Genomic DNA, 25614 nt, shown 5'->3' on the forward strand with positions numbered 1-25614 from the left:
ATTATAGCGGACGCCTCCTAATAAAATTAACTTTTAAATTTATGAATACAAAGATTTGTCTAAAAGTAATGTTTATTATTACCTTTTACTTTTTCTCTTTTTTTTCTTATGGTCAATCCGAAGTTTTTCGGGTAGCTTTAGATGCTGGTCACGGAGGTCATGATACAGGCGCAAAATACAGCGGACGAGTTGAGAAAGATGTAGCATTGGCCGTAGTTTTAAAAGTTGGAAAAATCCTAGAAGATTCTAAGAAAGTAGAAGTAATTTACACACGAAAAACAGATGTTTTTATTGATTTGATTGAACGCGCTAACATTGCCAATAGAGCAAGAGCTTCAATCTTTGTATCTATACATTGTAATGCAAATAAAAATTTGGCTGCCGATGGTACTGAGACTTATGTAATGGGTATGACCAAAATCGCTTCAAATTTGGAAGCGGCTAAGAAAGAAAACTCTGTAATTACTTTAGAAAAAGATTATAAGCAAAAATATGAAGGATTTGATCCAAATTCTCCAGAAACCATGATTGGCATGACTTTGATGCAAGAAGAGTATTTAGAAAATAGTATTTCATTAGCATCAAATATAGAAGACGAGTTTCAGAATCTTGGAAAAAAAATTCGGGGAGGAGGAGTTAAGCAAGCGCCATATATGGTGTTACATAAAGCATACATGCCGAGAGTTTTGGTAGAGATGGGATTTATATCTAATGCTGTTGAAGGTGTTGTTTTAGTATCTGAGGAAGGTCAAAATGATTTAGCCCAAGCAATTGCTAAAGCGATATTAAAATACAAAAATGAATTTTTTGAAAGTGAAGGTTTTGAAAACTTTCCAGCACCTAAAGCAGATACCACTGAAAAAAAAGAGGTCATAAAGCCTAAAGACACCTCTGATTTTCATGAAGTTCCTAAGGTTGCTATATTACCAGCTACAGGTACTATCTTTAAAGTACAATTGTCTGCTAGTTATATTCAATTAGAGTTGCAACCTAAGAATTTTAAAGGATTAAATTTTATTTCAATGGAGCATGACAATAATTTGTATAAATATTTTTATGGCGAAACAGCAGATTATAATATTGCCAAAGACAATTTAAAAATGGCTAAAGCAAAAGGATATGATTCTGCTTTTTTGATAGCTTATAAAAATGGAAAGAAAATTAGCATTCAAGAAGCGATTAAATAATTCATTGAAGTTAAATTTTTATATTATTTTTGCGCAAAATCTTATATTTTGAAACTAACAAGAGAAATTAAAACAGCTATTATAGTAATTATTGCTATTTTATTATTTATTTGGGGTTATAGTTTTTTAAAAGGACGCGATCTTTTTACAGATTATAAAACGTATTATGTGGAATATGATAACGTTGAAGGAATAGCACCTTCTTCTGGAGTAACGTTAAATGGTTTGTTGATTGGTAAAGTAACTGCTATTACTATAAATAATACTACTGGGAAACTTCAGGTAGAACTACAATTAAAAACCGATTTCCCAATATCAAAGTCTAGTACAGCTGTTATTTATGAGCCAGGATTGATTGGTGGAAAGCAAATAGCCATAAGACCAAATTTTAATGATAAATCATTAATCGAAGATGGTGCCACATTGAAAGGAGATGTTGAGTTGGGCTTAGCGGCTAGTATGGGAGGAAAATTAGTTCCGGTTCAACAAAAAATAGAAAAGCTGTTAGTAAATGCAGATCAAATGATTACAGGTATCAACACTGTTTTAGGCCAAAAAGGACAAGCTGATTTGAAAAATAGTTTGGCTGAATTGAGTAAGACAATGGAGCAATTTCATAAAGCATCAGTTAGCGTTAATGGAATTTTAGAAACTAATAAGGCTAAAATTAATGGTGTTGTGACTAATTTTAATAAAGTTTCTGGCGATTTTTCTAAAATTTCAGATTCTTTACAAAAAGCTGATTTAGGGAAAACCGTAAAAGAATTAAATAAAACTTTAGCTAGTGTGGATAAGATTATGAGTAATTTGCAATCCGGAAAAGGAACTATGGGTAAATTGCTTCATGATGAAACGCTATATGCTAATTTATCTAAAACATCAAAAGAGCTGGAATTGTTACTACAAGATGTCCGTTTAAATCCAACGAGATATGTTAATGTTTCTGTCTTTGGAAAGAAGAACAAGCCTTATGTAGCTCCTGCAACTGATTCAATAGTAAAAGCTAATAACTAATTATATGAATTTTTTAGACAATGTATTGTTCGCCATCGTTTTGGCCATTGGTTTTGGATATTTCTTTATAAATGTCAAAAAAATCATTCGAAACATTAAGTTAGGTACCGCGGTTGATCGAAGTGATAACCCTAAAGAGCGATGGAAGAACATGGCCATGATTGCTTTAGGACAATCCAAAATGGTTAAGAGACCCGTAGCTGGTGTTCTACATATTGTTGTTTATCTTGGATTCATAATCATTAATATTGAATTATTAGAGATCATCATCGATGGACTTTTTGGTACGCATCGCGTTTTTGCTATTTTGGGAGCTACCTATGATTTTCTTATTGGATCTTTCGAAATTTTAGCTGTTTTAGTTTTGTTAGCTGTTTTTACCTTTTGGACCAGAAGAAATATTATTCGTTTAAAGCGATTTATTAGTCCAGATTTGAATGGTTATCCTAAGAATGACGCGAATTATATTTTATATTTCGAAGTAATTTTGATGTCTTTGTTTTTATTAATGAATGCATCTGATTTGCATTTGCAACAAGTGCCAGGAGGATTTTCTCATTTTATTAAAGCGGGATCTTTCCCTATTAGCCAATTTATAGAACCTATTTTTAATGGAATGTCTAACGAATTGGTGATGCTTTTATCAGAAGCTTTTTGGTGGTTGCATATTGTGGGCATTTTGATTTTTATGAATTATTTGTATTTTTCAAAACACTTACATATTCTTTTAGCTTTCCCAAATACTTATTTTGCCAACTTAAAACCACAAGGACAGTTTGATAATTTAGCTTCAGTTACTAATGAAGTGAAGTTAATGATGGATCCAAATGCAGATCCTTTTGCAGCTCCAGCAGATGCTAATGCTACTCCAAGTAAGTTTGGTGCAAGTGATGTTATGGATTTGAATTGGGTACAGTTAATGAATGCGTATACTTGTACAGAATGTGGACGTTGTACTTCCTCATGTCCAGCAAATCAAACGGGTAAGAAGTTATCTCCTCGTAAAATCATGATGGATACTAGAGATCGTTTGGAAGAAGTTGGAAGAAATATTGACAAAAACAAAGGTGTTTTTGTGCCAGATTCAATTTCGCTTTTGAATAATTATATTACTGCCGAAGAACTTTGGGCATGTACTTCTTGTAACGCATGTGTTGAAGAATGTCCAGTAAATATTAGTCCTTTATCAATCATTTTAGATATGCGTCGTTATTTAGTGATGGAGCAAAGTGCGGCTCCAATGCCTTTGAATGCAATGATGACCAATATTGAAAACAACGGTGCTCCTTGGCAATACAATCAACAAGACCGTTTGAATTGGAAAAACGAAATATAATAAAAAGTTTAAATTTTTAATTGGTTAATCACTTAACCTATTAACTAAATAACCAAAATACAATGTCAGAAAATTTAGTAGTGCCTACAATGGCCGAAATGTTAGCTCAAGGCAAACAACCCGAAGTATTGTTTTGGGTAGGTTGTGCTGGAAGTTTTGACGACAGAGCCAAAAAAATTACCAAAGCATTTGTTCGAATTTTAAACCGATCTAACGTTTCTTTCGCCGTATTAGGTACCGAAGAAAGTTGTACAGGTGATCCCGCAAAAAGAGCAGGTAATGAGTTTTTGTTTCAAATGCAAGCCATGATGAATATTGAGGTTTTGAATGCATACGAAGCTAAAAAAATCGTAACTGCTTGTCCTCATTGTTTTAATACATTAAAAAATGAATATCCTGAATTGGGTGGTCAGTATGAAGTTGTACATCATACGGAATTCTTAAAATCGTTACTTGATGATGGACGATTAACAATTGAAGGTGGTCAATTTAAAGGCAAAAAAATCACTTTCCATGATCCTTGTTATTTAGGAAGAGCGAATCAAATTTATGAAGCGCCAAGAGATTTAATTCAAAAATTAGATGCTGAATTAGTTGAAATGAAGCGTTCTAAAGCTAATGGATTATGTTGTGGGGCTGGTGGAGCACAAATGTTTAAAGACGCTGAACCAGGTAACAAAGAAGTAAACATCGAAAGAACAGAAGATGCTTTAGAAGTACAACCTAGTATTATTGCTGCTGGCTGTCCTTTCTGTAATACGATGCTTACCGATGGTATTAAGAATAAAGAAAAAGAAGCTGACGTAAAAGTGTTAGATATTGCTGAACTTATTGCCAATGCTCAAGATTTATAATTAGAATTTAATTCAAAACTATGTACGTACCCTTTGAAAGTTTACCTGAAGAATCCAGAATATGGATCTATCAATCCAATAGAAAGTTTACTGATGCTGAAATGACTGAAATTGAAGAAGCTTTGCAGGCTTTTTTGAAAGATTGGGCAGCTCATGGTACGAGTTTAGAGTCTTCTTATTTTCTTAAGTACAATCGCTTTATTATTTTAGCAGTAAATCAGGAAGTACAAGCAGCAACAGGTTGTTCTATTGATAGTTCAGTTGAATTTATTCAGAGTTTAGAGAAAAAATATTCGGTAGATTTACTTGATAAGATGAATGTAACGTTTAAATTAGGAGAACACGTTGCACATAAACCTTTAATCGATTTTAAAAAAATGGTTAAAGACAAAGCAGTTACTGAAAACACGATTGTCTTTAATAATTTAGTCAACAATATTCAAGAGTTTAATGAATCCTGGGAGGTTTCAGCAGCTGATAGTTGGCATAGTAGATTCTTCTAAAAAAAAACTAGGTTATTTTGTATGATTTAATCTAGTTTTTTTGTTTTCAATCTTTTCTAATAAGTTAATGATAAAACAATATTTTCTACTTTTTATAGTATTGATATCTTCGAGTGTATTTACTAAAAACTTTGATATCGATACGTTATTCTCTATTGATTTACATCGAAACACAAATTTAGATCCAACATTTAAAAATATAACCAATAGTTGCGCGGTAGGACAAAAAAGAAATAAGGAACATTTGTAGTGCATTTTTAACTTTCCTTAACTTTTGATTATTCATTTTTGAGTAAATTCGTTATCCTAAAATAAATACATGAAAATAGCCATTGTTTGTTATCCCACATTTGGTGGAAGTGGTGTTGTAGCAACAGAACTAGGTCTTGAACTAGCAAGAAGAGGACATGAAATTCACTTCATAACATATAGTCAGCCAGTACGTTTAGCACTTTTAAATCCAAATGTGCATTACCACCAAGTAAATGTTCCAGAATACCCTTTATTTCATTATCAACCTTATGAATTAGCCTTATCAAGTAAATTGGTTGATATGGTTAAATTGTATAAAATTGATGTGCTACACGTACATTACGCCATTCCTCATGCATATGCGGGTTATATGGCTAAACAAATGCTAAAAGATGAAGGGATTAATATTCCTATGGTAACCACGCTTCATGGTACCGATATTACTTTGGTTGGAAACCACCCTTTTTATAAACCTGCGGTAACTTTTAGTATTAATAAATCTGATTTTGTAACTTCAGTTTCTGAAAGTTTGAAAGCAGATACCTTAAAGTTATTTTCTATTAAAAACGAAATTCAGGTTATTCCTAATTTCATTGATTTAGATAAAGAAAAGAAAGATCCGTCAACGCCTTGTCACCGATCGGTTATGGCAAGTCCAACAGAACGAATTATCACACATATTAGTAACTTTAGAGGAGTAAAAAGAATTCCAGATGTGGTAAAGATTTTTTACAAAATTCAACTAGAAATTCCTGCGAAATTAATGATGGTGGGTGATGGTCCTGAAAAAGAAAAAGCAGAAGAGCTCTGTTTTGAATTAGGGATTCAAGATAAAGTTATTTTTTTTGGAAATAGTAACGAGATTGATAAGATTTTGTGTTTAACCGATTTGTTTTTATTGCCTTCTCAAACTGAAAGTTTTGGATTGGTCGCTCTAGAAGCCATGGCGTGTTCTGTTCCTGTTATTTCAAGTAATTCAGGTGGATTGCCAGAGGTTAATTTTGATGGTTTTTCAGGCTTTTTAAGTGATGTGGGTAATGTAGAGGAAATGGCTCAAAATGCGCTAAAAATTTTAAAAGATGATACCGTTCTAGACACCTTTAAGAAAAATGCATTAGCTATAGCTGAAAAATTTGATATCAAAAAGATTTTACCTATTTACGAAGACTTATACCGACGTGCTATTCAAAAGTATCAATAAAAAAGGGGGAAGTGTTATGCTTCCCCTTTTATTTTTATAAAAAATTAAAATACATATCTTACGTTTAATCCAAAACCTCCAGCATGGAAATCAGTATCTTCAACAATCCAAAGGGTGGGTCTCCAATCTACTCCTAAAGCTATTGGAGCGCCTTTAAACTTGTATTCTAGACCAATTTCTCCACTTGCACCTAATAAGAAATCATCTCCAATAAATACAGAAGGCCCAACTCCTAAATACCAATTAAAAGATTCGGCACCAAGTGGTCTGTAGATAAAATCATATAGTGCTTCTACGCCAACTCCTCCGTTTCCAAAAGAAACATCTGCATGAATACGGCTAAATTTGCCTGCAGAGAATACCGCATCAACAGCAACATCATTACCCGTTACATCTCCAAATCTAACCCCAATTTCTTGTGCGCTAGCAAAATGTATTGAAGCCAAAAAGAACATTCCTAAAAGTAATTTTTTCATAATTCTTAATTTAAATAATTAGCAATAATCTTATTAACGTATGTAAAGTTAAAAAAATATAAGAGCGATTAAATTATTTTAATTTTTAATCATAAAAAGACGTTTAATTGAATTAGAGCGCTCATTTTTAATTTTTATGTTAGTTACGCTTATCATTATATGGAATTGTTCTTTGTTTTATTTATATTGACTTTTTATAAAGCCTAAAAAAATAATTTGCTTTTTATTAATTATGCAAAAGTGAAAATCTAACTAAAAAGTCTTGTTTTGTAATAAAAACTTCAAAATATAAGCATTTCAAAATTTTTTTCTTTAATTCTTAAAACTTACATTTGCTTAAAAATTTTTTAAAATGGCAGGAAATAGTTACGGAACACTATATAGAATAACAACTTTTGGAGAATCTCATGGTGAAGCCCTAGGTGGCATTATTGATGGTTGTCCTCCAGGAATTACTATAGATTTAGATGCGATTGAACAAGAAATGGCTAGAAGAAAGCCAGGACAGTCGGCTATAGTAACGCAACGAAAAGAGCCAGATGCTGTTCAGTTTTTATCAGGGATTTTTGAAGGTAAAACAACAGGAACTCCCATAGGTTTTATCATTCCCAATACGAATCAAAAGTCGGATGATTATTCTCATATTAAAGACAATTATCGTCCAAGTCACGCAGATTATGTGTATGACAAAAAATATGGTGTTCGTGACTACAGAGGTGGTGGTCGCAGTTCTGCTAGAGAAACCGCTAGTAGAGTAGTAGCTGGTGCTGTTGCTAAGCAAATGCTGTCAGGAATAAAAATAAACGCTTATGTTTCCTCTGTTGGACCTCTTTTTCTAGAGAAACCTTATCAGGAAATTGATTTTTCAAGAATAGAGAGCAATCCCGTTCGATGCCCGGATGAAGCAATGGCCTCACAAATGGAAGAATACATTCGTGAAATTCGCAAGCAAGGAGATACGGTTGGTGGAACTGTTACTTGTGTTATTCAAAATGTTCCTGTTGGGCTAGGTGAACCAGTTTTTGATAAATTACATGCAGAATTAGGAAAAGCTATGCTTTCTATCAATGCAGTAAAAGGTTTTGAATTCGGAAGTGGTTTTTGTGGAGCGAAAATGAAAGGAAGTGAACACAATGATTTGTACAATGCAGATGGAACTACAAAAACAAATCTTTCTGGTGGAATACAAGGTGGAATTAGTAACGGAATGGATATTTATTTTCGTGTTGCTTTTAAACCAGTCGCTACTATAATGCAGAAACAAGAAACCATCGATAATGAAGGTAATCTTGTTGAAATGACAGGGAAAGGTAGACATGACCCTTGTGTTGTCCCTAGAGCAGTTCCTATTGTAGAAGCAATGGCAGCTATCGTTTTGGCAGATTTCTACTTAATCAACAAGACTTATTTATAGAATCAAATCAATTTTAGTATTTTAACGAGCTAAATACTTAATCAATTTAATAGCCAATTAACCAAATGGAACAAATCCAATCCTCCAAAAAACCATTTTATAAAAGTCTAACAGGACAAATCTTAATTGCAATGATTCTCGGTGCTATATTGGGAGTTATTATTCATAATTCTGTTGCTGTAGAGACAGCTCAAGAATTTAGTAATAAGATAAAAATTTTAGCGACCATTTTTATCCGTTTGGTACAAATGATTATCTCTCCGTTAGTATTCACAACTCTAGTGGTTGGTATAGCAAAATTAGGAGACATCAAAGCAGTTGGCAGAATTGGAGGAAAAGCTTTAGGATGGTTTTTTACAGCTTCTTTTATTTCTCTTTTGATAGGGATGTTTTATGTTAATATTCTTAAGCCAGGAGTAGGATTAAATCTTTCAAACGTTGATGTTGCTTCAGTAACAGATGTTACGGCAAAAACTCAAAATCTATCTTTCAATAATTTTATAGAGCATATTGTTCCCAAAAGTATTTTTGAAGCAATGGCTACCAATGAAATATTACAAATTGTAGTGTTTTCTATTTTCTTTGGATTAGCAGCGGCTTCTATGGGTGAAGCGGCAAAACCAATAGTTAAAGCCATGGACAAAATTTCTCATATTGTTTTGAAAATGGTGAATTTTGTTATGAATTTTGCTCCGATCGGTGTATTTGGTGCCATTGCAGGAGTTTTTGCAGTTAGAGATTTTAATGAATTGGCTATTACTTATTTTAAATTTTTCGGTTCTTTTCTAATTGGAATAAGCACACTATGGTTGATACTGATATCAGTCGGTTATTTTTTCTTGGGAAAACAAATGAAAGAACTTCTGAAACGTATTGTTGGTCCGCTAATCATTGCGTTTGGAACCACAAGTTCTGAGGCTGTTTTTCCAAAATTGACAGAAGAATTAGAGAATTTTGGCGTTAAAGACAAAATAGTTTCTTTCATGCTTCCATTAGGTTATTCGTTCAATCTTGACGGAAGTATGATGTATATGACATTTGCAGGAATCTTTATTGCTCAAGCTTATGGGATACATTTAGATCTTGCCACACAATTTACGATGTTGTTTGTGTTGATGTTAACTAGCAAAGGCATTGCAGGTGTACCAAGGGCTAGTTTAGTAGTTGTGGCTGCAACTTGTGGTATGTTTGATATACCTGTTGAAGGAATCGCTTTGATTTTGCCAATTGATCACTTTTGTGATATGTTTAGAAGCGCGACCAATGTTTTAGGTAATGCTTTGGCAACTTCGGTTGTTGGGAAATGGGAAGAAGAGTAATAAAATCTTTTTTTTAAGCTTGTTTAAATCTTAAACAAGCTTTTTTTTGGAATTAACGGTTGTTTATTCTTATATATATGTATAATAAATTGTGATGTTTTTTTAGTTTATAGTATTAGATTTCCTAAAAAAAATGATTATTTATTTGTATATAAATGTATATTTGGAGAAATAATAAACAATTATGTCCCTAAATCAAATTGTTTTAGTATTTGTTTTATTGTTTGGTTTTAATTCTTTTATATCAGCACAAAATACTTCGGTTGATCGGAAAGAGCTTTTAAAACAATCTAAACAAGCTAATAAGCTTTACCGGAATCAAGATTTTGAGAAATCTTTATTACTATCAAGAGAAGTTTTGAAAAAAGCGTTGCTTTTAAATGATAGTGTTTTGTTAGCAGACTCTTATAATACGATTGGTTCGAATTATAATGAGTTTTCTGAATTTGATAAATCAATTGATTACTACAAAAAAGCATTATTTTATGCTAACAAAACACTAAGTGATACACTAAAATTTAAGACTAATAATAATTTAGGAAATTTATATTGTTTTGAAAAAGGACAATATAAAAAAGGCATTCAATATTATAAAAAAGCTATTTTCTACAGTAAAAAAATTCCTAATCAGACTTATACTTTACTAGCCAGTTTGAATTTAAGTTGGGCTTATTTTGATGATTCTAATTTTGATGAAGGATTAGAATTTCTGAATTATTCTAATGCAAATTTTAATAAATACGGAAATCAGTCCTTAAGCTCTGTTTATCAAATGATTAACGGAATGTATTATGCGCATATTGTTGATTACAATAGAGCTAGAATACATTTTGAAAAAGCAATTGCGCTAGGATATGAACATAATGAATTGAATGATGTTTCATATGCTCACAACGAATTTTCTAAAATGCTATTTAGAAGTGGGAATTACAAAGAAGCCTATATTCATCTTAAAAAATTTGATGAGTTAAAGGAAAAACTATACAATGAAGATAAACTTTTTAAAGCTTCGATTGCTGGTTTAAATTTAGAATTAGATGAATACAAAAGAGAATTAACCAAAGTTGAGTTGATTAAAGATGCTCAAAACCAGAATCTTAGAAAATCAAAAATTATAGTAATTTTATTTGTAATTGTTCTTTTTGTACTGTTAATGTTAATTTTTACTTTGATTCGAAACAATATTTTTAAAAGAAAAATAAATAGAGAATTGACTGTTGCTAATAACGATTTATTACTGGCAAAAGAGAAAGCAGAAGAGGCCTCACAAATGAAATCACAGTTTGTTTCAACGATTAGTCATGAGTTAAGAACACCTTTGTATGGTGTTATTGGTATAACCAATATGTTGATTGATGAATATAAAGATTTATCAAAAAGTTCTCATTTAAGTTCGCTTAAATTTTCTGCTCGTTACTTACTTTCTCTTGTAAATGATATATTACAGATTAATAAAATTGAGGAGAATAGGGTAGTTTTAGAAAGTATGACTTTTAATATTTCAGACGAAATAGAAATGATTATTCGTTCTCTTTCTTTTTTATCTCAGAATAATAAGAATAAAATAGAGTTATCGGTTGATACTAATATTCCAGAATATGTGATTGGTGATAAATTACGTTTTTCTCAGATCATTATGAACTTAATAAGTAATGCTCTGAAATTTACCAAAAACGGTACAGTTACTATAACCGCCACGTTAGAAAAGATAGAAGGAAGTAATAATTATATCGGTTTTAAAGTTAAAGATACAGGTGTAGGAATTGCAGATGTAGATCAAGATAAGATTTTTGATAAATTTGTGCAGGTAGGACGTAATGATACTGATTATCAAGGTACCGGATTAGGTTTGTCTATAGTGAAAAGATTATTAGATTTGTTCGGAAGCGATATCACATTAGAGAGTGCTCTTGGAGAAGGTACTACTTTTAGTTTTTGTATTCCTTTTGAAAGCGATCTTGAAAAAACCAATGAACTTATTAATAATATCAGAGTAGATTTATCAACTAGTCAAATTTTTAAAGTATTAGTAGTAGAAGATAACAGAATCAACCAGTTAGTAACCAAAAAAATAATGGAAAAAAATAATTATAAATGTTATGTAGTTGATGATGGTTATGAAGCTTTAAAAATGTTAGAAAAAGAAATTTTTGATATTATTTTAATGGATATCAACATGCCATTATTGAATGGTTTTGAGACTACTCGATTGATACGAAATAAAAATATACAAACCCCAATTATTGCCCTGACGGCATTTGATAAAGAAGAAATAGCAGAAGAAGCTCTTTTGGCGGGATTGAATGATATTATCATTAAACCTTTTGATCAGTCTAAGCTTTTTAATGCAATGAGTACATTAATACATCATACAAAAAACGCTGGTTAGTACCAACGTTTTTTATTTTGTTTAGCATTTGCTGATTTTCTGGATTTGTGTGCCCCGCCACTTCGGTTTGAATTTTTTGGTTTTTCATTGGGTTCAGTAGGATTACCTGATTGCCATGGAAATGGATGATCTGTAATCGTTTTCACATCAACTTTAATTAATTTCTGAATATCTTTCCAATAAGGATGTTCGTCTTTTCCACAAAACGAAATGGCAATACCTCCATTTCCAGCACGACCAGTACGTCCAATTCGATGAACATAAGTTTCGGGAATATTAGGTAAATCAAAGTTAATTACAAATGGCAATTGATCAATATCAATTCCTCTTGCAGCAATATCTGTAGCTACCAAAACACCAACTTCTTTATTTTTGAAAGCATCTAAAACTCTTTGTCTAGCATTTTGAGATTTATCGCCATGAATTGCTTCGGCTGGTATACCTTTTTTACGCAGTGCCTTTACAACATTGTCAGCACCATGTTTGGTTCTTGAAAAAACTAAAACATCGCTTAAATCTTCATTTTTTATCAAATGATACAATAAATTACGTTTTTCAGATTTTTCTACAAAATACAGTCGTTGTTCTACTTTTTCAGCAGTAGAAGAGACAGGAGAGACGGTAACCGTAGCTGGATCGGTTAAAAACATTTCTGCTAATTCTCTTATTGCAATTGGCATAGTCGCGGAAAAAAGAAGTGTTTGCCTGTTTTTAGGAGTTAACTTTACAATTTTCTTGACATCATTTACGAATCCCATGTCCAACATTTGATCCGCTTCATCTAAAACTAAAGTATGTAAATGATCCAAATTGATGAATCCTTGTTTATGAAGATCTAGCAGTCTCCCAGGTGTTGCAATTAGTACATCTACTCCTTGTCGTAAAGTGTCTACTTGTGGGTTTTGAGAAACACCACCAAAAATCGTTAATTGAGTCAGATTAGTATATTTTGCATAAGTGTCAAAATTTTGCCCAATTTGAACGGCAAGTTCTCTTGTTGGGGTAACAACAAGCGCTCTTATTAATTTCGCTTTTTTGGATGAGCCAACAATTCGATGGAGTTGATGAATGATAGGGATAGCAAATGCAGCTGTTTTTCCAGTTCCAGTTTGTGCACAACCGACAAGGTCTCTACCAGAGAGCACTAATGGGATCGCTTGTTCTTGAATAGGAGTAGGTTCAGTGTAACCTTCTTCAAACACTGCCTTTTGTATACTTTTTGAAAGTGATAAATCTTCGAATAACATATTTTTGAAATTTAAATTCTCTGATTAGCACAAAGAATAAGGCAACAAAGATAGTGTTATTATTTTTGTTGCCTATTTATTTATGAAACGAAGGTTTTTATTTTGATTATCACATGTCTCTTAAAAATACCCTATAGTAGATTTTGATTGTATGCTTTTATAAAATCGGTGACAAGATAGCCGATTAATTTGCCAATTAAATGATTATTTTGTTCTTGATCTAGATCTGGAGCGCCTTCGCAAATATGAATATAAGCCGCATTTTTTTGTTTGGCAAAAAAGGAAATGAAAGAACGTAATTCTTCAATTGAAAAACCACTTAAAGTCATGGCGCTACTGGCTATATTTGGAATAGCATCTAGGTCTATTTCTATTCCAAAAGGATCATTTTTAATAAAATCAAGCGCTACGGCTATTTCCTGTCTGAAATCTTTTTCTTTACGAACATTAATACTGTCATAAGTAGTGTATCGAACTCTATCTTCTAGTTTTTTGAGAATATCAAGAACACTTTTTGATGTATAATTTTCATGTAATCCGAAGATAAAGTATTTTTTTAGAAATCCCTCTTCAAAGGCATACGAAAAACCATTACCACTGTGTCTTCCTTCTAGAATTCTAAAGTCTGAATGTGCATCAAAATTTATGGCATTGACGGCTTTCCCTTTGGCCAGAGCGGTTCCTTTTATATTTCCGTAGGAGTTGTTGTGACCTCCACCAATGATTATTGGAATTTTGCCAGCTTGAATAATTTTACAAATGATATATGATACTTCTTTGTCAATTTTTTTTACCAATTGACTCAGTTTTGAACGGTCATCTACATCATTAAAATCCAGATTTTTGACCTCATTCATTTCTTCTTTTACATCTATTTGCCCCAAAACAAGAATTTGGCTGCCTTTGCAAAATCTATTATGTTGAATATTGGCAATGCTTTTTATGGCATTTTCCCATGCAGAGGCTGCTCCCGGTCTGCCATAATTCGCTCGAATACCTATATCTTCTGGAATGCCTAGTAAAACATATTTTGCTTCTGTAGATTTTATGAAAGAGACAAGATCGGCATCTTTAGGTATAGTAACCATTTTTTCACCAAACTTGATTTCGCCACTTCTGTGATTGGTAATTTTAGCCAGGTCACTCAAGGTGAATTGGATTAATTTTTCCATTTTTTTTATTTCAAAAATACTATAAATATGTCAACAGACGTTATACCTTTGTATTATATCCCTAAATTTGAATAAAAATTAAAAAAGCATGGAAAAAGAACAAAACAATTCAAGTCTAAAGGCAATTATTGCCGTTTTAGCAGTATTATTAGTAGGTAGTTTAGTATATATTTTCAAAATGTCATCCGACGCAGAGGTTGTCAAATCGGAATTAACAACAACTTTAACGGAAAAAGAATCTGTAATGAAGGATTTACAAACGTTAAAAACAACTTATGACGCAGCAATTGCTGAAAATACTTCAATGTCTGAAGAATTAATCCAAGAAAGAGACAAAATTGTTGCTCTAATGGATGAATTGAATCAATCTAAAGGTGACGTTTCAAAATTCAAGACGCAATTATCAGCTTTGCAAAATAAAATGAAAGCTTTGATGACAGAAAATGAAGGATTGAAAATAGCTAATGAAAAAGTTACGGCTCAAAGAGATAGTACTGTAGTTGTTCTTGGTGAATCTAAAAAGTTTAACGAGGTACTAGTAGGTCAAAATGAAGAACTTTCTAAAACCGTTGAAAAAGGAGCAAAATTAACTATTTTGAATACTAAAACTTCAGCTTATAAATTAAAAAGCTCAGGAAAACAAATTGAGACAGATAAAGCAACTAGAGCTGATATCTTGAAAATTAGCTTTACTATTGCCGAAAATCAAATTGCAAAATCTGGAGACAAAACCTATTATGTTCAGGTTATTGATAGTAAAAACAATGTTTTAGGAGAAAAGCAAACCGAGACTTTTGGAGAGAATAGTTTGACTTATAGTTTTGCTACTACAGTAGCCTATGAAAATAAAACTGTAAATGTTTCTAAAGATTTACCGGGTAAAAACTTCGAAGCAGGAACTTATTTTATCAATATTTTCGATAAAGATGTATTGGTTTCTAAAACAAGTTTTACTTTGAGATAATAAATAAAATTTAGATTTTTATGAAAAAGGAGGAATGTAAATTCCTCCTTTTTTATTGATAAAGCTTGCCATCCAAAATTATACTTTCTATTAGATTACTTCCAAAAGCATAAGGAATCTGATAATAGGAAGGGATAGGTTTTGTGATGATAAGATTGGCTTTTTTTCCAATAGTAATGCTTCCATGAGTAGAACTGATTCCCATGGCGTATGCTCCGTTGATGGTAGCAGCATTTATAGCTTCTTCAGGTGTCATCTTCATTTTGATACAAGCAGTTGCAACAACAAAATTCATGTTTCCAGATGGTGTAGAACCTGGGTTAAAATCTGTAGCTAAGGCTAACGGTAGTCCGGCTTTTATCATTTCACGCGCAGGTGTGTAAGGGATACTCAGAAAATAGGAGCAAGAAGGTAAAGCAACTGGCATTGTTGAAGTCCCTTTTAGTTCTTCTATGTCTTCTGGAGTCATTACTTCAAGATGATCTACAGAAAGCGCTTTGTTTTGAACTCCAACTTGAATTCCGCCAATAGAGTTAAACTGGTTGACATGGATTTTTGGTTGCAATCCATATCGAATTCCAGCAGCTATAATTAGTTCGGTCTGTGCTACGGTAAAATAGCCGTTTTCACAAAAAACATCGATAAAATCAGCTAAATTTTCGTTAGCAATTTTAGGAAGCATTTCGTTAATAATTAAGTCAATATAGGCTTTTTTGTTGTCTTTGAATTGGCTAGGAAAGGCGTGTGCCCCTAAAAATGTAGCTTTGATAGCAATTGGATAGTTGTTGGTTAATTTTTTAATGACGCGTAACATTTTTAGTTCTCCTTCTACGGTTAATCCGTATCCCGATTTTATTTCTACGGCACCAGTTCCCAATTGTATGACTTCCTTAAGTCTTTCTTCTGATTGACGATACAATTCTTCTTCAGAGGTTTCGTTTAATTTTTGGGCTGAATTTAAGATACCACCACCACGATTTGCGATTTCTTCATAAGTCAAACCGTTGATTCTGTCAACAAATTCTTGTTCACGATTTCCAGCGTAAACAATATGTGTATGACTATCACACCAAGAAGGGAGTATTATTTTTCCACAAGCATCAATAGTTGTGTCTGCCTTTAGGTTGGGTAGGTTTTCCATGGAACCAAAATCTGATATCAAATCATTATGGATAACCAAATACGCATTTTTGATGGTAGGCAAAATAGCCATTTCTGTACCAGAAACCTTTGTAATATCTGAGTTTCGTATTTGTAAAAGTTCTTTTATGTTGGTAATTAATGTAGTCATAAATGAAGTATATAAACACAAATTTCACAAATAATCATGAGAACAATCATGAAATCTGTGAAACTTGTGTATTTGTTTTATAAATTTTATTCAGATATTTTGATCTCGAACATTTTATCCCAGTTTTTACCTGTAACAAAGATGGTTTTGGTTTTTGGGTTGTATGCAATACCGTTTAAAGCTTCCGCTGTTGAGCTTTTTAATTCTTTTCTTAATTTTGATAAATCCAAAACACCTTCAACGGCTCCATTCAATGGATTGAATACCGCAATGGCGTCTTTTAGCCAAATGTTAGTGTATATTTTGCCATTAATATATTCGAGTTCATTTATTTTTTTTATTTTAGAATTACCGGAATATACATTTACATTACTTTCTAATTTTTGAGTTGAAGGGTTTAAAGTCCATACTTTTTCAGTGCCATCTGTATGAAAAATTGACTTTCCGTCATTGGTCATTCCCCAGCCTTCTATTTCTTTACTATAGGTGAATTTTTTTTCTAGTTTAAAAGTATTTACATTATATATAAAACCAGTTTTTTGTTCCCACGTTAATTGATAAATTTTATTGTTTAAAATTGTAATTCCTTCACCAAAATAAGCAGAGTCTAAATCTATTTGTTTGTAAATTTCTCCTGTTTTATAATCATATTTCCTGATATAAGAAGAACCTTTTAGGCCAGTACTTTCATATAGTGTATCTTTATAGAACTCTAATCCTTCGGTAAAAGATTTTACATCATGAGGATAGGTATTTACAACTGCATATTTTAGCAATTTAGGTTCGATATCAGAAACCAATTCAACTCTAGCGGTTGCTTCAGAGCTATCTCCTCCAAAATAAACCAAGGCTTTGATGTTTTGGTAACCTAATTTTTGATTATTGAATGGAAAATCAAGAGCTGCATTTCCTTTGCCAGTGAAGATTTTAATATCATTGATATAATATACAATACTGTCAATTGTTTTAGAATTTGGATTCAAAACACCGACTTTTAAGACATCTTTTGCTGTATAAAAAGGTTTAAAAGCAGAATTATCAATAGTAAAAATAGAATTTTCACCTTTTTTTGTATCACCACAGTTGGTTAAAATAATTCCTAATAAAATGATATAAAGGACGTTGAGTTTTTTCATGTTTGAATTTTTAGGATAAGCCAATATACAACGATATTTTTAAGAGTCAAAGCTCTTGCAAAAATATAAAAAGATTGTATATTTGCACTGGCAAGTCCTACACGACCAGCTCCTGCAGACTCCCCCAGGGTGGGAACGCAGCAAGGGTAAGCGGTTGAGCGGTGCGATGTAGGTCGCTTGCCTTTTTTTATTTCTTTTGATTAAATGTAGTCTTCCTAAGGGAAGATTTTTTTATTTTTACCACATCCATAAATTTTAAAATAATGAATAAAGTAGTTTTGATTACTGGTGGATCATCAGGAATAGGTAAATCTATTGGAGAGTATTTGCACAAAAAAGGATTTGTAGTTTTTGGGACTAGTCGTCATCCAGAAAAAAATCGTGATTCTGTTTTCCCTTTAATTGCTTTAGATGTTAGAAATAGTGCTTCTATCAAAGATGCTGTTAATTACATTATAGCTTCCTCGGGAAAAATTGATATAGTTATAAATAATGCTGGTGTGGGTATTACAGGGCCTTTAGAGGAAATTCCCGCTGATGAAATTAGAAACAATTTTGAGACTAATTTTTTTGGTCCAATAGAAGTCATAAAAGCTGTTTTGCCACAAATGCGTCTGCAAAAATCAGGATTGATCATCAATGTGACTTCAATTGCTGGATATATGGGCTTACCTTACAGAAGCGTATATTCAGCTTCTAAAGGAGCTTTAGAACTTATTACGGAAGCTTTACGTATGGAAGTCAAAGATTTTGGAATTTCAATCACTAATGTGGCACCAGGAGATTTTGCTACTAATATTGCTGCCGGAAGATATCATGCCCCAGTTGTTGAAGGCTCTGCTTATCAGGAGGTTTATGGTAGAACGTTGCAAGCTATGAATGCACATGTTGATAGTGGAAGTAATCCTAACGAAATGGCTGAAGCTGTCTATCAAATTATTAATTCGGCATCACCAAAAATTCATTATAAAGTTGGCGCTTTTATGCAGAAATTCTCAATTGTTCTTAAAAGAATATTGCCAGATAAAGTCTATGAAAAAATGCTTATGAATCATTATAAACTATAAATTAAAATTAAAAGAAATGTTTAAAAAATTACTATTAGTTTTTCCTATTATTTGTCTAGGCTCAGTTAAGAATAATATAAACTCAATTCCAAGAAATGAACTTGCAGAAACCAATTTTTTTAAAAGTTTAACAAATACATCTTTAATTGATACTACTAAGAATAAAAAAGATTTTCATTTTTCAGATATAATTGATTCTAAAAATGAAGTCTTTAATAGTATCTCATATAAAAGATCAAAGTTTTTATTTCTTGCTAATATTGCTCAGAGTTATAGATTGGCTTCCTCTCCAGATGGTTTAAATTCTGAGCAAAAAAAATATTTCAGAGATTTAAAGTCTGGAATTAGTTATGATTTAACAGCTTATTACGTAAAAGATGGTAGAAATGGTTTTGGGGTAAAGTATAATGTATACCAATCTAGTGGGACTATAAAAAATCAATCTATTATTTTGAATGATGGAACTGTAATAAGTGGTGCTTTTAGTGATGATATTAGCATTACATTTATTGGTCCATCCATTATACTTTCAGAAAATGAAAGTGCAAGAACTGGTGAAGCAAATTTAGAATTAGCCATTGGATATATTGGTTATCAAAATGATTCTAAAATTATTGGAAATCCATTAAAGATTACTGGTGGAAATTTGGGTATGATTGGTGGAATGGGATATCATTTTAGATTAGCACCAAATTTTTTGATAGGTCCACAAGTTAATTTTATTGGCGGAATGTTGAAAAAGCTAAAATACACCTATGCTGACGGTACTTCTGAAACAATAAAACTGAATGAAGAAGAATATGAAAATTTATGGAGAATTGATTTAGCAATTGGTGCTAAATTAAGATTCTAAATTGTAATTTTGCAGGCAATTTAAAAACACACAATTAAAATTTAATAATTATGAAATTTTTTATAGACACAGCTAATTTAGCTCAAATAAAAGAAGCTCAGGCATTAGGGGTTTTGGATGGGGTTACAACAAATCCTTCTTTGATGGCTAAAGAAGGTATTACTGGGAAAAACAATATTTTAAAACATTATGTTGATATCTGTAATTTGGTAGAAGGTGATGTTAGTGCCGAGGTTAATGCTTTGGATTATGATGGAATGATCAAAGAAGGAGAAGAATTAGCTGAATTACACGAGCAAATCGTTGTGAAATTACCAATGACCAAAGAAGGGGTAATGGCGGCCAAATATTTTTCTGATAAAGGTATCAAAACTAATGTAACGCTTGTTTTTTCTGTAGGTCAAGCTATTTTAGCAGCAAAAGCTGGAGCAACTTATGTTTCACCATTTGTTGGGCGTTTGGATGATGTTTCTACTGATGGATTGAATTTGATTGAAGAAATAAGATTAGTGTATGATAATTATGGATATGAAACCCAAATTTTAGCCGCTTCTGTTCGTCATACTATGCATATTGTAAATTGTGCTAAAATCGGTGCTGATGTAATGACAGGACCACTTTCTGCAATTTATGGTTTATTAAAACATCCATTAACTGATATCGGATTAGCTCAATTTGTTGCTGACTTCGAAAAAGGAAATAAGTAATAGAATATTAAAGAGAATTTCTCTCTTAATCGCGTAATAAAAAAGTCCCATTTCATTGAAATGGGACTTTTTTGTTTAGTTAGCACTATCAACCGACAAACATAAAAATTAGACAATAAAAGATTATTAACCCAAGTAAATGTTACTTTTTTTAATCAAAAATCTACCGCTCTTGTTTTTCAGAACTGCGCGGTTTGCAGATTTATTTCTTTTTGTCGTTTAGTATACGTACGTCTATTGTTTTGAATAACCCAAAACACATAAAACCAAAATAAAAACTCACTATTTATAGTGAGTTTTATAATAAATACCAATATTATCTTTGTATTTCTAGAATTTTATAAAGGACAATGGGATTATTTTCCAAAAACGCTGTTGGTACTATAAAGTGCTTTTTTGTTGTTTGTTTGTCAGGAAATGGGGTGTCCCTCGCCCAATTTCCTTTGTTACTTTATCAAGTATAAACACTTAGACTATGATCATTTTTTATAGTAAACTAAATTTAAAAAGTAAGAACTAGTTTTTCAATACCCAAATACAATAAATGAATCAAAAATGTATTCTATTTAATCTTATTTTTTCAATAAGTGCTAAAGACTATTTTATTTGTAATAATTTTTTATATTTTGAAAATCAATACATTACTATCTAAATGTTAAATAAATTCATACGTATGATTAATGCCAAATCTATCTTATCTGCTTTGTTTTTTCTAAGCTTGAGTACTGTTGTTTTTTCCCAAAATTGGCTTATCGCTTCCGATTATAAAGTAGGGCAAAAACTACCCCTACGACTTATTTATCCGAGACCTGATGCAGAAACACCCAACAATGCTTTACACCGAAAAGCAAGTAGTAACTGGACCTATCAAACCCGTATTTGCATTCAAGGTGGAGAAGCTCCTTTTAAATATGAAATTATTTCAGGACCAAGCACAGCGACTATTGTTGGCGAAATGAATAGAACAATAGATCCAATCACGGGACTTATTGCTCATAGCTATCCAGATGGTTACGCCACGGTTTCATGGCCAAATCCTAGTGGAACAGGCAATTTTAACATTAAAGTAACCGATCAATCTGGTGCAATTACCAATGCCATTTGGACTGTACAAACGGATGAAACTGCTTTTGTCGTTTTGGATCAAGTAAATGGAAACGATGCAAATACGGGAACGTGGCATAGTCCCTTAGCCTCTATCCCAACAGGCTTATGGAGAAATAGTGATACCGATGCCACTTATGCCAATAAAATTGCTGTATTCAAAAGAGGTACTTACCCTGTCTATGGAAGAATACCAAATACAAACTGTGCCATCGACCCCAATATTAAACCGAGATCATTCTTAGCTGTTGAAAGTGATGTTGTATTTAACATGAATAATGGTTATTTTTTCGTAAATACTGGAGATGTAGCCTTTGTCGGAATGGAATTTAGAGGTTCTAGAACCGATTTAAATAACAATCGTATCATTCAGGTTTCTACAAAAAACTCGAATTATTTGTTCTGGAAATTAAAATTTAGCCATCAGACAACTGGAATAAATCCTATTGACAATCCAGCTTGTATAGTATTTATGGATGCTTCTACATTTAGCAATAACATAGCTGTTGTGGACTGCGAATGGTTATCTACGGCTGCCATGCAACTCATTTGTACCTTCGCTACCGATGGCGTTCTCGTCGAGAACAATAAAATTACTAATGCTAACCTTTCGGCTTCAAATGGCTCTGTCTTAATTCATTTAAAAGATGACTCAAATAATGTAAGCGTAAGATTTAATAAACTATCTGGGATTGCACCAAGTGGTATGATTAGAATGAGTAATCAGCAAAACCCAGCATTACGAGCTTCAAATCAAGAAGTTTGTTATAACTATTTGCAATCTAATATGGTAGCTTGGGAATCGGGTCTCATAATGTGGAATCAGAATGCTACTGCAACTAGCAACGCAGTCAACACACACTGTTATCGCAACACCGTTATAACTCCTAACTACGCTATTTCTGCTGCTTCTTGGAATGGCGGTGACAATGTGAAACTTTCAGGGAATGCTTGGGCATCAAATTACTTGGTATATCACTCGGGATATGAATTAGTAGCTCCACAAAATGCACAACTTCTTGCTAATGATCTCAATGCTGATGGCACTATCAATAATGCTACTGGAAAAAGAACCCTTTATGCAGGAAAGCTTGGTTTTGAAATATTATCGACGGAAGTTCCTTTATCGGTGCAAACAAATGATTATAAACTCTTTACCGCTTATCCAAATCCATCTATAAATGAAGCTGTAACCATCGAGGGCTTAAATCCATCAGAAGACACTTTTATCAAAATCATTGATTTACAAGGCAAATTACTATATCAGTCAGTATTCAAAAGTAATCAGTATAAAATAGACCAATCGATATTTCCTTTAACTGGTATATATATGGTACAGCTGAAACAAAGTTCTAAAATTGAAACGCTAAAAGTTGTAGTTCAATAATTGAATTATACTGCAATATTAAGTTAATCACAAACAAAAATCAAAACCATGAGTAATATCAAATCTATCTTGTTTGCTTTGCTTTTTCTACACTCCGGCACTGTTGTTTTTTCCCAAAATTGGCTTATCGCTTCCGACTATAAAGTAGGGCAAAAACTACCCTTACGACTTCTCTATCCGAGACCTGATGCAGAAACACCCAACAATGCTTTACACCGAAAAGCAAGTAGTAACTGGACCTATCAAACCCGTATTTGCATTCAAGGTGGAGAAGCTCCTTTTAAATATGAAATTGTTTCAGGACCAAGCACAGCGACTATTGTTGGCGAAATGAATAGAACAATAGATCCAATCACGGGACTTATTGCTCATAACTATCCAGATGGTTACGCCACGGTTTCATGGCCAAATCCTAGTGGAACAGGCAATTTTAACATTAAAGTAACCGATCAATCTGGCGCAACTACCAATGCCATTTGGACTGTACAAACGGATGAAACGGCTTTTGTCGTTTTGGATCAAGTAAATGGAAACGATGCAAATACAGGAACATGGAATAGTCCGTTAGCTTCTATCCCAACAGGCTTATGGAGAAATAGTGATACCGATGCCACTTTTGCCAATAAAATTGCTGTATTCAAAAGAGGTACTTACCCTGTCTATGGAAGAATACCAAATACAAACTGTGCCATCGACCCCAATATTAAACCGAGATCATTCTTAGCTGTTGAAAGTGATGTTGTATTTAACATGAATAATGGTCATTTTTTCGTAAATACTGGAGATGTAGCCTTTGTCGGAATGGAATTTAGAGGTTCTAGAACTGATCAAGAAAACAATCGAATTATACAAATTTCCACAAAAAACTCGAATTATTTGTTCTGGAAATTAAAATTTAGCAATCAAACTTTTGGCACATCAGGCACAGATAATCCGTCTTGTATCGTGTTTTTGAATGGTACAACGTTTACCCAGAATGTAGCTATTGTCGACTGCGAAGTATTACCAACAGCCTCAATGCAGCTTGTTGTTACCTACACTTGTGATGGCGTTCTTCTCGAAAACAACAAATTTACAAATGTGTATTTCCCTTCTTCAAATGGATCAGCATTTTTTCATGTTAAGGGAAGTACTAAAAATCAAACCATTCGCTTTAATCACTTAACAGGTGAAGCACCTTATAGTATGATTAGAATGAATAACAATCAAGTGTCAGGACTTATCTATAATCAAGAAATTTGTTATAACTATATACAATCTAACATTGTAGCTTGGGAATCGGGTCCAATAATTTGGAATTTAAATACTACATATAGTAATCCAACCAATATACATACTTATCGCAACACAATTATAGCGCCTAATTCCATTGCCTCGATAAGAACTGAAGCATGGAACGGAGGAGAAAATGTTAAGCTGTCTGCAAATGCTTGGGTAGCAACAAATTTTTTATTCTCATATAGTGGTGGGTCAGAAGAGGTTTTACCCCAGAATGTTAAACTTTTAAGTACGGACTTTGATGCTGATGGAAAATTAAACAATCTTACTGGCAAACGTAGTTTGTATGCAGGAAAGCTTGGATTTGAAATACTATCTACTCCAACTTCGTTGTCGGTTGCAGAAAATGATTATAAACTCTTTACCGCTTATCCAAATCCATCTATAAATGAAGCTGTAACCATCGATGGGTTAGATCCCTCAGAAGATACTGTTCTTAAAATCATTGATGTACAGGGTAAAGTATTACACCAATCAGAATTCAAAAGTAATCAGTATAAAATAGACCAATCGATATTTCCCTTAACTGGTATCTACATTGTACAGCTGAGGCAAAATTCTAAAATTGAAACGCTAAAAATTATAGTTCAATAGCTAAATATAAATGATGATTCTCAAAATTCTTAAACTATCACTATCAACCGACAAACATAAAAATTATACAATAAAAGATTCTTAATCCCAGTTAAAAGTAGTTGAGCAATAAGTGTAATCCATATTTGGGTTTTAATTCCATTTTTGGTCTCTGAATAAAAATAGTGTAATTGAAAGTTTTGTTTCAATTTTTTTAAAAGCAATTCAATCTGCCAACGAGTTTTATAAATCAAGACAATTTCCTGATTGCTTATTTCAAAATTATTGGTGATAAACTCATAGATCTTACCTTTATCATCCTGATAAGTAATCTTGCGTAGACAAGTGGTTTCCTTGTTTTTCATCGGTATATTTCAGGTGGACATGTCTTCTTTCAAAATCCCAAAGCTAGAGTCGTTCTGTATTTGACAAAACAATTGCTCAAAGACTTCATAAACTGCATTTTTCTTTAATTGACATACAAAACTGATTTGGTTTTGGGTGAATTTGATAAATTGTAGATAATGATTCCCGGTCAAAAACAATCATACTGTGAGGAGCTAAATTCAGGTATGGCATGAAATTCTTGTTGTGTGATTTGGCTTCGCTAATTTTTACAAATGTTGGAGTTTGTGAATGCGCATCAATAAGCATATGAGCATTTAATCCACCTTTCTTTTTTTTTTTTGGGTTTCGCCCAACACTTTTCATTACATCGGAAAACTGCTTGATTGTGCTGAAATCTAAGATAAAGAGTTTATCGAAGGAAACCTTGTCAATTGGGCTAACCGATAAACTTTTTTTAAAGATCTTTAGAACTCATGATTTTTCGTTTTTGCAAACAGTAAATTATTAAAAAAGGGCTAACTTTAAAAATTAGCCCTTTGTAT

22 protein-coding genes and 1 other RNA gene are annotated in these 25614 nt (G+C 32.5%); 16 read left to right on the top strand and 7 right to left on the bottom strand.

From position 1 onward, the window contains the following. Window positions 1–41 precede the first annotated feature (41 nt). From WFZ86_RS16430 to bshA, 6 genes are all read left to right on the top strand, one after another. Window positions 42–1187, top strand: a complete 1146-nt coding sequence (locus WFZ86_RS16430; protein ID WP_342692935.1) for an N-acetylmuramoyl-L-alanine amidase family protein — start codon at window positions 42–44, stop codon at window positions 1185–1187. Between the two features lie 48 nt (window positions 1188–1235). Then, the gene (locus WFZ86_RS16435) at window positions 1236–2201 is read left to right on the top strand and encodes an MlaD family protein (protein ID WP_342692936.1); all 966 of its coding nucleotides are present in this window, start codon (window positions 1236–1238) and stop codon (window positions 2199–2201) included. 4 nt (window positions 2202–2205) lie between these two features. Then, the gene (locus tag WFZ86_RS16440) at window positions 2206–3537 is read left to right on the top strand and encodes a 4Fe-4S dicluster domain-containing protein (RefSeq protein ID WP_342692937.1); all 1332 of its coding nucleotides are present in this window, start codon (window positions 2206–2208) and stop codon (window positions 3535–3537) included. A gap of 62 nt (window positions 3538–3599) precedes the next feature. Next, window positions 3600–4391 (top strand): (Fe-S)-binding protein, encoded by a 792-nt coding sequence (locus WFZ86_RS16445; protein WP_342692938.1) that lies wholly within the window; start codon window positions 3600–3602, stop codon window positions 4389–4391. Between the two features lie 20 nt (window positions 4392–4411). Further along, window positions 4412–4894 carry an ABC transporter ATPase gene (locus WFZ86_RS16450; protein WP_342692939.1) on the top strand — a complete coding sequence of 161 codons (483 nt, stop codon included), beginning with the start codon at window positions 4412–4414 and terminating at the stop codon, window positions 4892–4894. Between the two features lie 319 nt (window positions 4895–5213). After that, entirely contained in the window at window positions 5214–6347 is a 1134-nt protein-coding gene (bshA, locus tag WFZ86_RS16455) for an N-acetyl-alpha-D-glucosaminyl L-malate synthase BshA (protein WP_342692940.1), read from the top strand. 44 nt (window positions 6348–6391) lie between these two features. Here the strand turns inward: bshA and WFZ86_RS16460 are convergent, their stop codons facing one another. After that, window positions 6392–6823 carry a hypothetical protein gene (locus WFZ86_RS16460; RefSeq protein ID WP_342692941.1) on the bottom strand — a complete coding sequence of 144 codons (432 nt, stop codon included), beginning with the start codon at window positions 6821–6823 and terminating at the stop codon, window positions 6392–6394. 352 nt (window positions 6824–7175) lie between these two features. Here WFZ86_RS16460 and aroC point away from each other — a divergent pair, with 352 nt between their 5' ends. The 3 genes from aroC (at window position 7176) to WFZ86_RS16475 (ending at window position 11945) form a co-directional block, all read left to right on the top strand. Then, window positions 7176–8237, top strand: coding sequence for a chorismate synthase (gene aroC, locus WFZ86_RS16465; protein WP_342692942.1), 1062 nt, complete (start codon window positions 7176–7178; stop codon window positions 8235–8237). A gap of 65 nt (window positions 8238–8302) precedes the next feature. After that, window positions 8303–9556 (top strand): dicarboxylate/amino acid:cation symporter, encoded by a 1254-nt coding sequence (locus tag WFZ86_RS16470; RefSeq protein ID WP_342692943.1) that lies wholly within the window; start codon window positions 8303–8305, stop codon window positions 9554–9556. 184 nt (window positions 9557–9740) lie between these two features. Further along, on the top strand, window positions 9741–11945 hold the full coding sequence (locus tag WFZ86_RS16475; protein ID WP_342692944.1) for an ATP-binding response regulator: 2205 nt from the start codon (window positions 9741–9743) through the stop codon (window positions 11943–11945). Here WFZ86_RS16475 and WFZ86_RS16480 read toward each other — a convergent pair. Together WFZ86_RS16480 and WFZ86_RS16485 are read right to left on the bottom strand one after the other, a co-directional pair. Beyond that, complete coding sequence (locus WFZ86_RS16480; protein ID WP_342692945.1) at window positions 11942–13192, bottom strand: DEAD/DEAH box helicase; 1251 nt, start codon at window positions 13190–13192, stop codon at window positions 11942–11944. The two genes, WFZ86_RS16475 and WFZ86_RS16480, sit on opposite strands and share 4 nt — an antisense overlap. 131 nt (window positions 13193–13323) lie before the next feature. After that, on the bottom strand, window positions 13324–14364 hold the full coding sequence (locus WFZ86_RS16485; RefSeq protein ID WP_342692946.1) for a formimidoylglutamase: 1041 nt from the start codon (window positions 14362–14364) through the stop codon (window positions 13324–13326). Between the two features lie 88 nt (window positions 14365–14452). Here WFZ86_RS16485 and WFZ86_RS16490 point away from each other — a divergent pair, with 88 nt between their 5' ends. Next, entirely contained in the window at window positions 14453–15328 is an 876-nt protein-coding gene (locus tag WFZ86_RS16490) for a hypothetical protein (RefSeq protein ID WP_342692947.1), read from the top strand. 52 nt (window positions 15329–15380) lie between these two features. On the opposite strand, the gene hutI is transcribed toward WFZ86_RS16490, so the two are convergent. Beyond that, window positions 15381–16619, bottom strand: coding sequence for an imidazolonepropionase (gene hutI, locus WFZ86_RS16495; RefSeq protein WP_342692948.1), 1239 nt, complete (start codon window positions 16617–16619; stop codon window positions 15381–15383). A gap of 86 nt (window positions 16620–16705) precedes the next feature. After that, on the bottom strand, window positions 16706–17755 hold the full coding sequence (locus WFZ86_RS16500) for a glutaminyl-peptide cyclotransferase (RefSeq protein WP_342692949.1): 1050 nt from the start codon (window positions 17753–17755) through the stop codon (window positions 16706–16708). An 88-nt stretch (window positions 17756–17843) separates the two neighbouring features. Here WFZ86_RS16500 and ffs point away from each other — a divergent pair. The 6 genes from ffs to WFZ86_RS16530 all read left to right on the top strand — a co-directional run bounded on the left by ffs (window position 17844) and on the right by WFZ86_RS16530 (window position 24745). After that, an RNA gene (gene ffs, locus WFZ86_RS16505) (signal recognition particle sRNA small type) lies at window positions 17844–17941 on the top strand. A gap of 77 nt (window positions 17942–18018) precedes the next feature. Beyond that, window positions 18019–18822: an SDR family oxidoreductase gene (locus WFZ86_RS16510; RefSeq protein ID WP_342692950.1), complete on the top strand. Its 804-nt coding sequence runs from the start codon at window positions 18019–18021 to the stop codon at window positions 18820–18822. A gap of 16 nt (window positions 18823–18838) precedes the next feature. Further along, entirely contained in the window at window positions 18839–19675 is an 837-nt protein-coding gene (locus WFZ86_RS16515) for a hypothetical protein (RefSeq protein WP_342692951.1), read from the top strand. 50 nt (window positions 19676–19725) lie between these two features. Beyond that, on the top strand, window positions 19726–20382 hold the full coding sequence (fsa, locus tag WFZ86_RS16520; RefSeq protein WP_342692952.1) for a fructose-6-phosphate aldolase: 657 nt from the start codon (window positions 19726–19728) through the stop codon (window positions 20380–20382). Window positions 20383–21055: 673 nt separating this feature from the next. Then, window positions 21056–22873 (top strand): T9SS type A sorting domain-containing protein, encoded by a 1818-nt coding sequence (locus tag WFZ86_RS16525; protein ID WP_342692953.1) that lies wholly within the window; start codon window positions 21056–21058, stop codon window positions 22871–22873. Between the two features lie 48 nt (window positions 22874–22921). Further along, window positions 22922–24745 carry a T9SS type A sorting domain-containing protein gene (locus WFZ86_RS16530; RefSeq protein ID WP_342692954.1) on the top strand — a complete coding sequence of 608 codons (1824 nt, stop codon included), beginning with the start codon at window positions 22922–22924 and terminating at the stop codon, window positions 24743–24745. A 29-nt stretch (window positions 24746–24774) separates the two neighbouring features. Here WFZ86_RS16530 and WFZ86_RS20440 read toward each other — a convergent pair whose 3' ends face one another. After that, window positions 24775–25089 carry a transposase gene (locus tag WFZ86_RS20440; RefSeq protein WP_425402883.1) on the bottom strand — a complete coding sequence of 105 codons (315 nt, stop codon included), beginning with the start codon at window positions 25087–25089 and terminating at the stop codon, window positions 24775–24777. An 85-nt stretch (window positions 25090–25174) separates the two neighbouring features. Next, window positions 25175–25534, bottom strand: coding sequence for a transposase (locus tag WFZ86_RS20445; protein ID WP_425402885.1), 360 nt, complete (start codon window positions 25532–25534; stop codon window positions 25175–25177). Window positions 25535–25614: the final 80 nt, after the last annotated feature.

Source organism: Flavobacterium polysaccharolyticum (assembly GCF_038739875.1).
GTDB lineage: Bacteria > Bacteroidota > Bacteroidia > Flavobacteriales > Flavobacteriaceae > Flavobacterium > Flavobacterium polysaccharolyticum.

Coding starts and splice junctions, on each gene's coding strand:
- WFZ86_RS16525 (WP_342692953.1), top strand. CDS start 21,056: ATGATTAATGCCAAATCTATCTTATCTGCTTTGTTTTTTCTAAGCTTG.
- WFZ86_RS16480 (WP_342692945.1), bottom strand. CDS start 13,192: ATGTTATTCGAAGATTTATCACTTTCAAAAAGTATACAAAAGGCAGTG.
- aroC (WP_342692942.1), top strand. CDS start 7,176: ATGGCAGGAAATAGTTACGGAACACTATATAGAATAACAACTTTTGGA.
- WFZ86_RS20440 (WP_425402883.1), bottom strand. CDS start 25,089: ATGAAAAACAAGGAAACCACTTGTCTACGCAAGATTACTTATCAGGAT.
- WFZ86_RS16440 (WP_342692937.1), top strand. CDS start 2,206: ATGAATTTTTTAGACAATGTATTGTTCGCCATCGTTTTGGCCATTGGT.
- WFZ86_RS16515 (WP_342692951.1), top strand. CDS start 18,839: ATGTTTAAAAAATTACTATTAGTTTTTCCTATTATTTGTCTAGGCTCA.
- WFZ86_RS16430 (WP_342692935.1), top strand. CDS start 42: ATGAATACAAAGATTTGTCTAAAAGTAATGTTTATTATTACCTTTTAC.
- bshA (WP_342692940.1), top strand. CDS start 5,214: ATGAAAATAGCCATTGTTTGTTATCCCACATTTGGTGGAAGTGGTGTT.
- WFZ86_RS16475 (WP_342692944.1), top strand. CDS start 9,741: ATGTCCCTAAATCAAATTGTTTTAGTATTTGTTTTATTGTTTGGTTTT.
- WFZ86_RS16485 (WP_342692946.1), bottom strand. CDS start 14,364: ATGGAAAAATTAATCCAATTCACCTTGAGTGACCTGGCTAAAATTACC.
- WFZ86_RS16510 (WP_342692950.1), top strand. CDS start 18,019: ATGAATAAAGTAGTTTTGATTACTGGTGGATCATCAGGAATAGGTAAA.
- WFZ86_RS16450 (WP_342692939.1), top strand. CDS start 4,412: ATGTACGTACCCTTTGAAAGTTTACCTGAAGAATCCAGAATATGGATC.
- WFZ86_RS16500 (WP_342692949.1), bottom strand. CDS start 17,755: ATGAAAAAACTCAACGTCCTTTATATCATTTTATTAGGAATTATTTTA.
- WFZ86_RS16470 (WP_342692943.1), top strand. CDS start 8,303: ATGGAACAAATCCAATCCTCCAAAAAACCATTTTATAAAAGTCTAACA.
- WFZ86_RS16530 (WP_342692954.1), top strand. CDS start 22,922: ATGAGTAATATCAAATCTATCTTGTTTGCTTTGCTTTTTCTACACTCC.
- hutI (WP_342692948.1), bottom strand. CDS start 16,619: ATGACTACATTAATTACCAACATAAAAGAACTTTTACAAATACGAAAC.
- fsa (WP_342692952.1), top strand. CDS start 19,726: ATGAAATTTTTTATAGACACAGCTAATTTAGCTCAAATAAAAGAAGCT.
- WFZ86_RS16490 (WP_342692947.1), top strand. CDS start 14,453: ATGGAAAAAGAACAAAACAATTCAAGTCTAAAGGCAATTATTGCCGTT.
- WFZ86_RS16445 (WP_342692938.1), top strand. CDS start 3,600: ATGTCAGAAAATTTAGTAGTGCCTACAATGGCCGAAATGTTAGCTCAA.
- WFZ86_RS16460 (WP_342692941.1), bottom strand. CDS start 6,823: ATGAAAAAATTACTTTTAGGAATGTTCTTTTTGGCTTCAATACATTTT.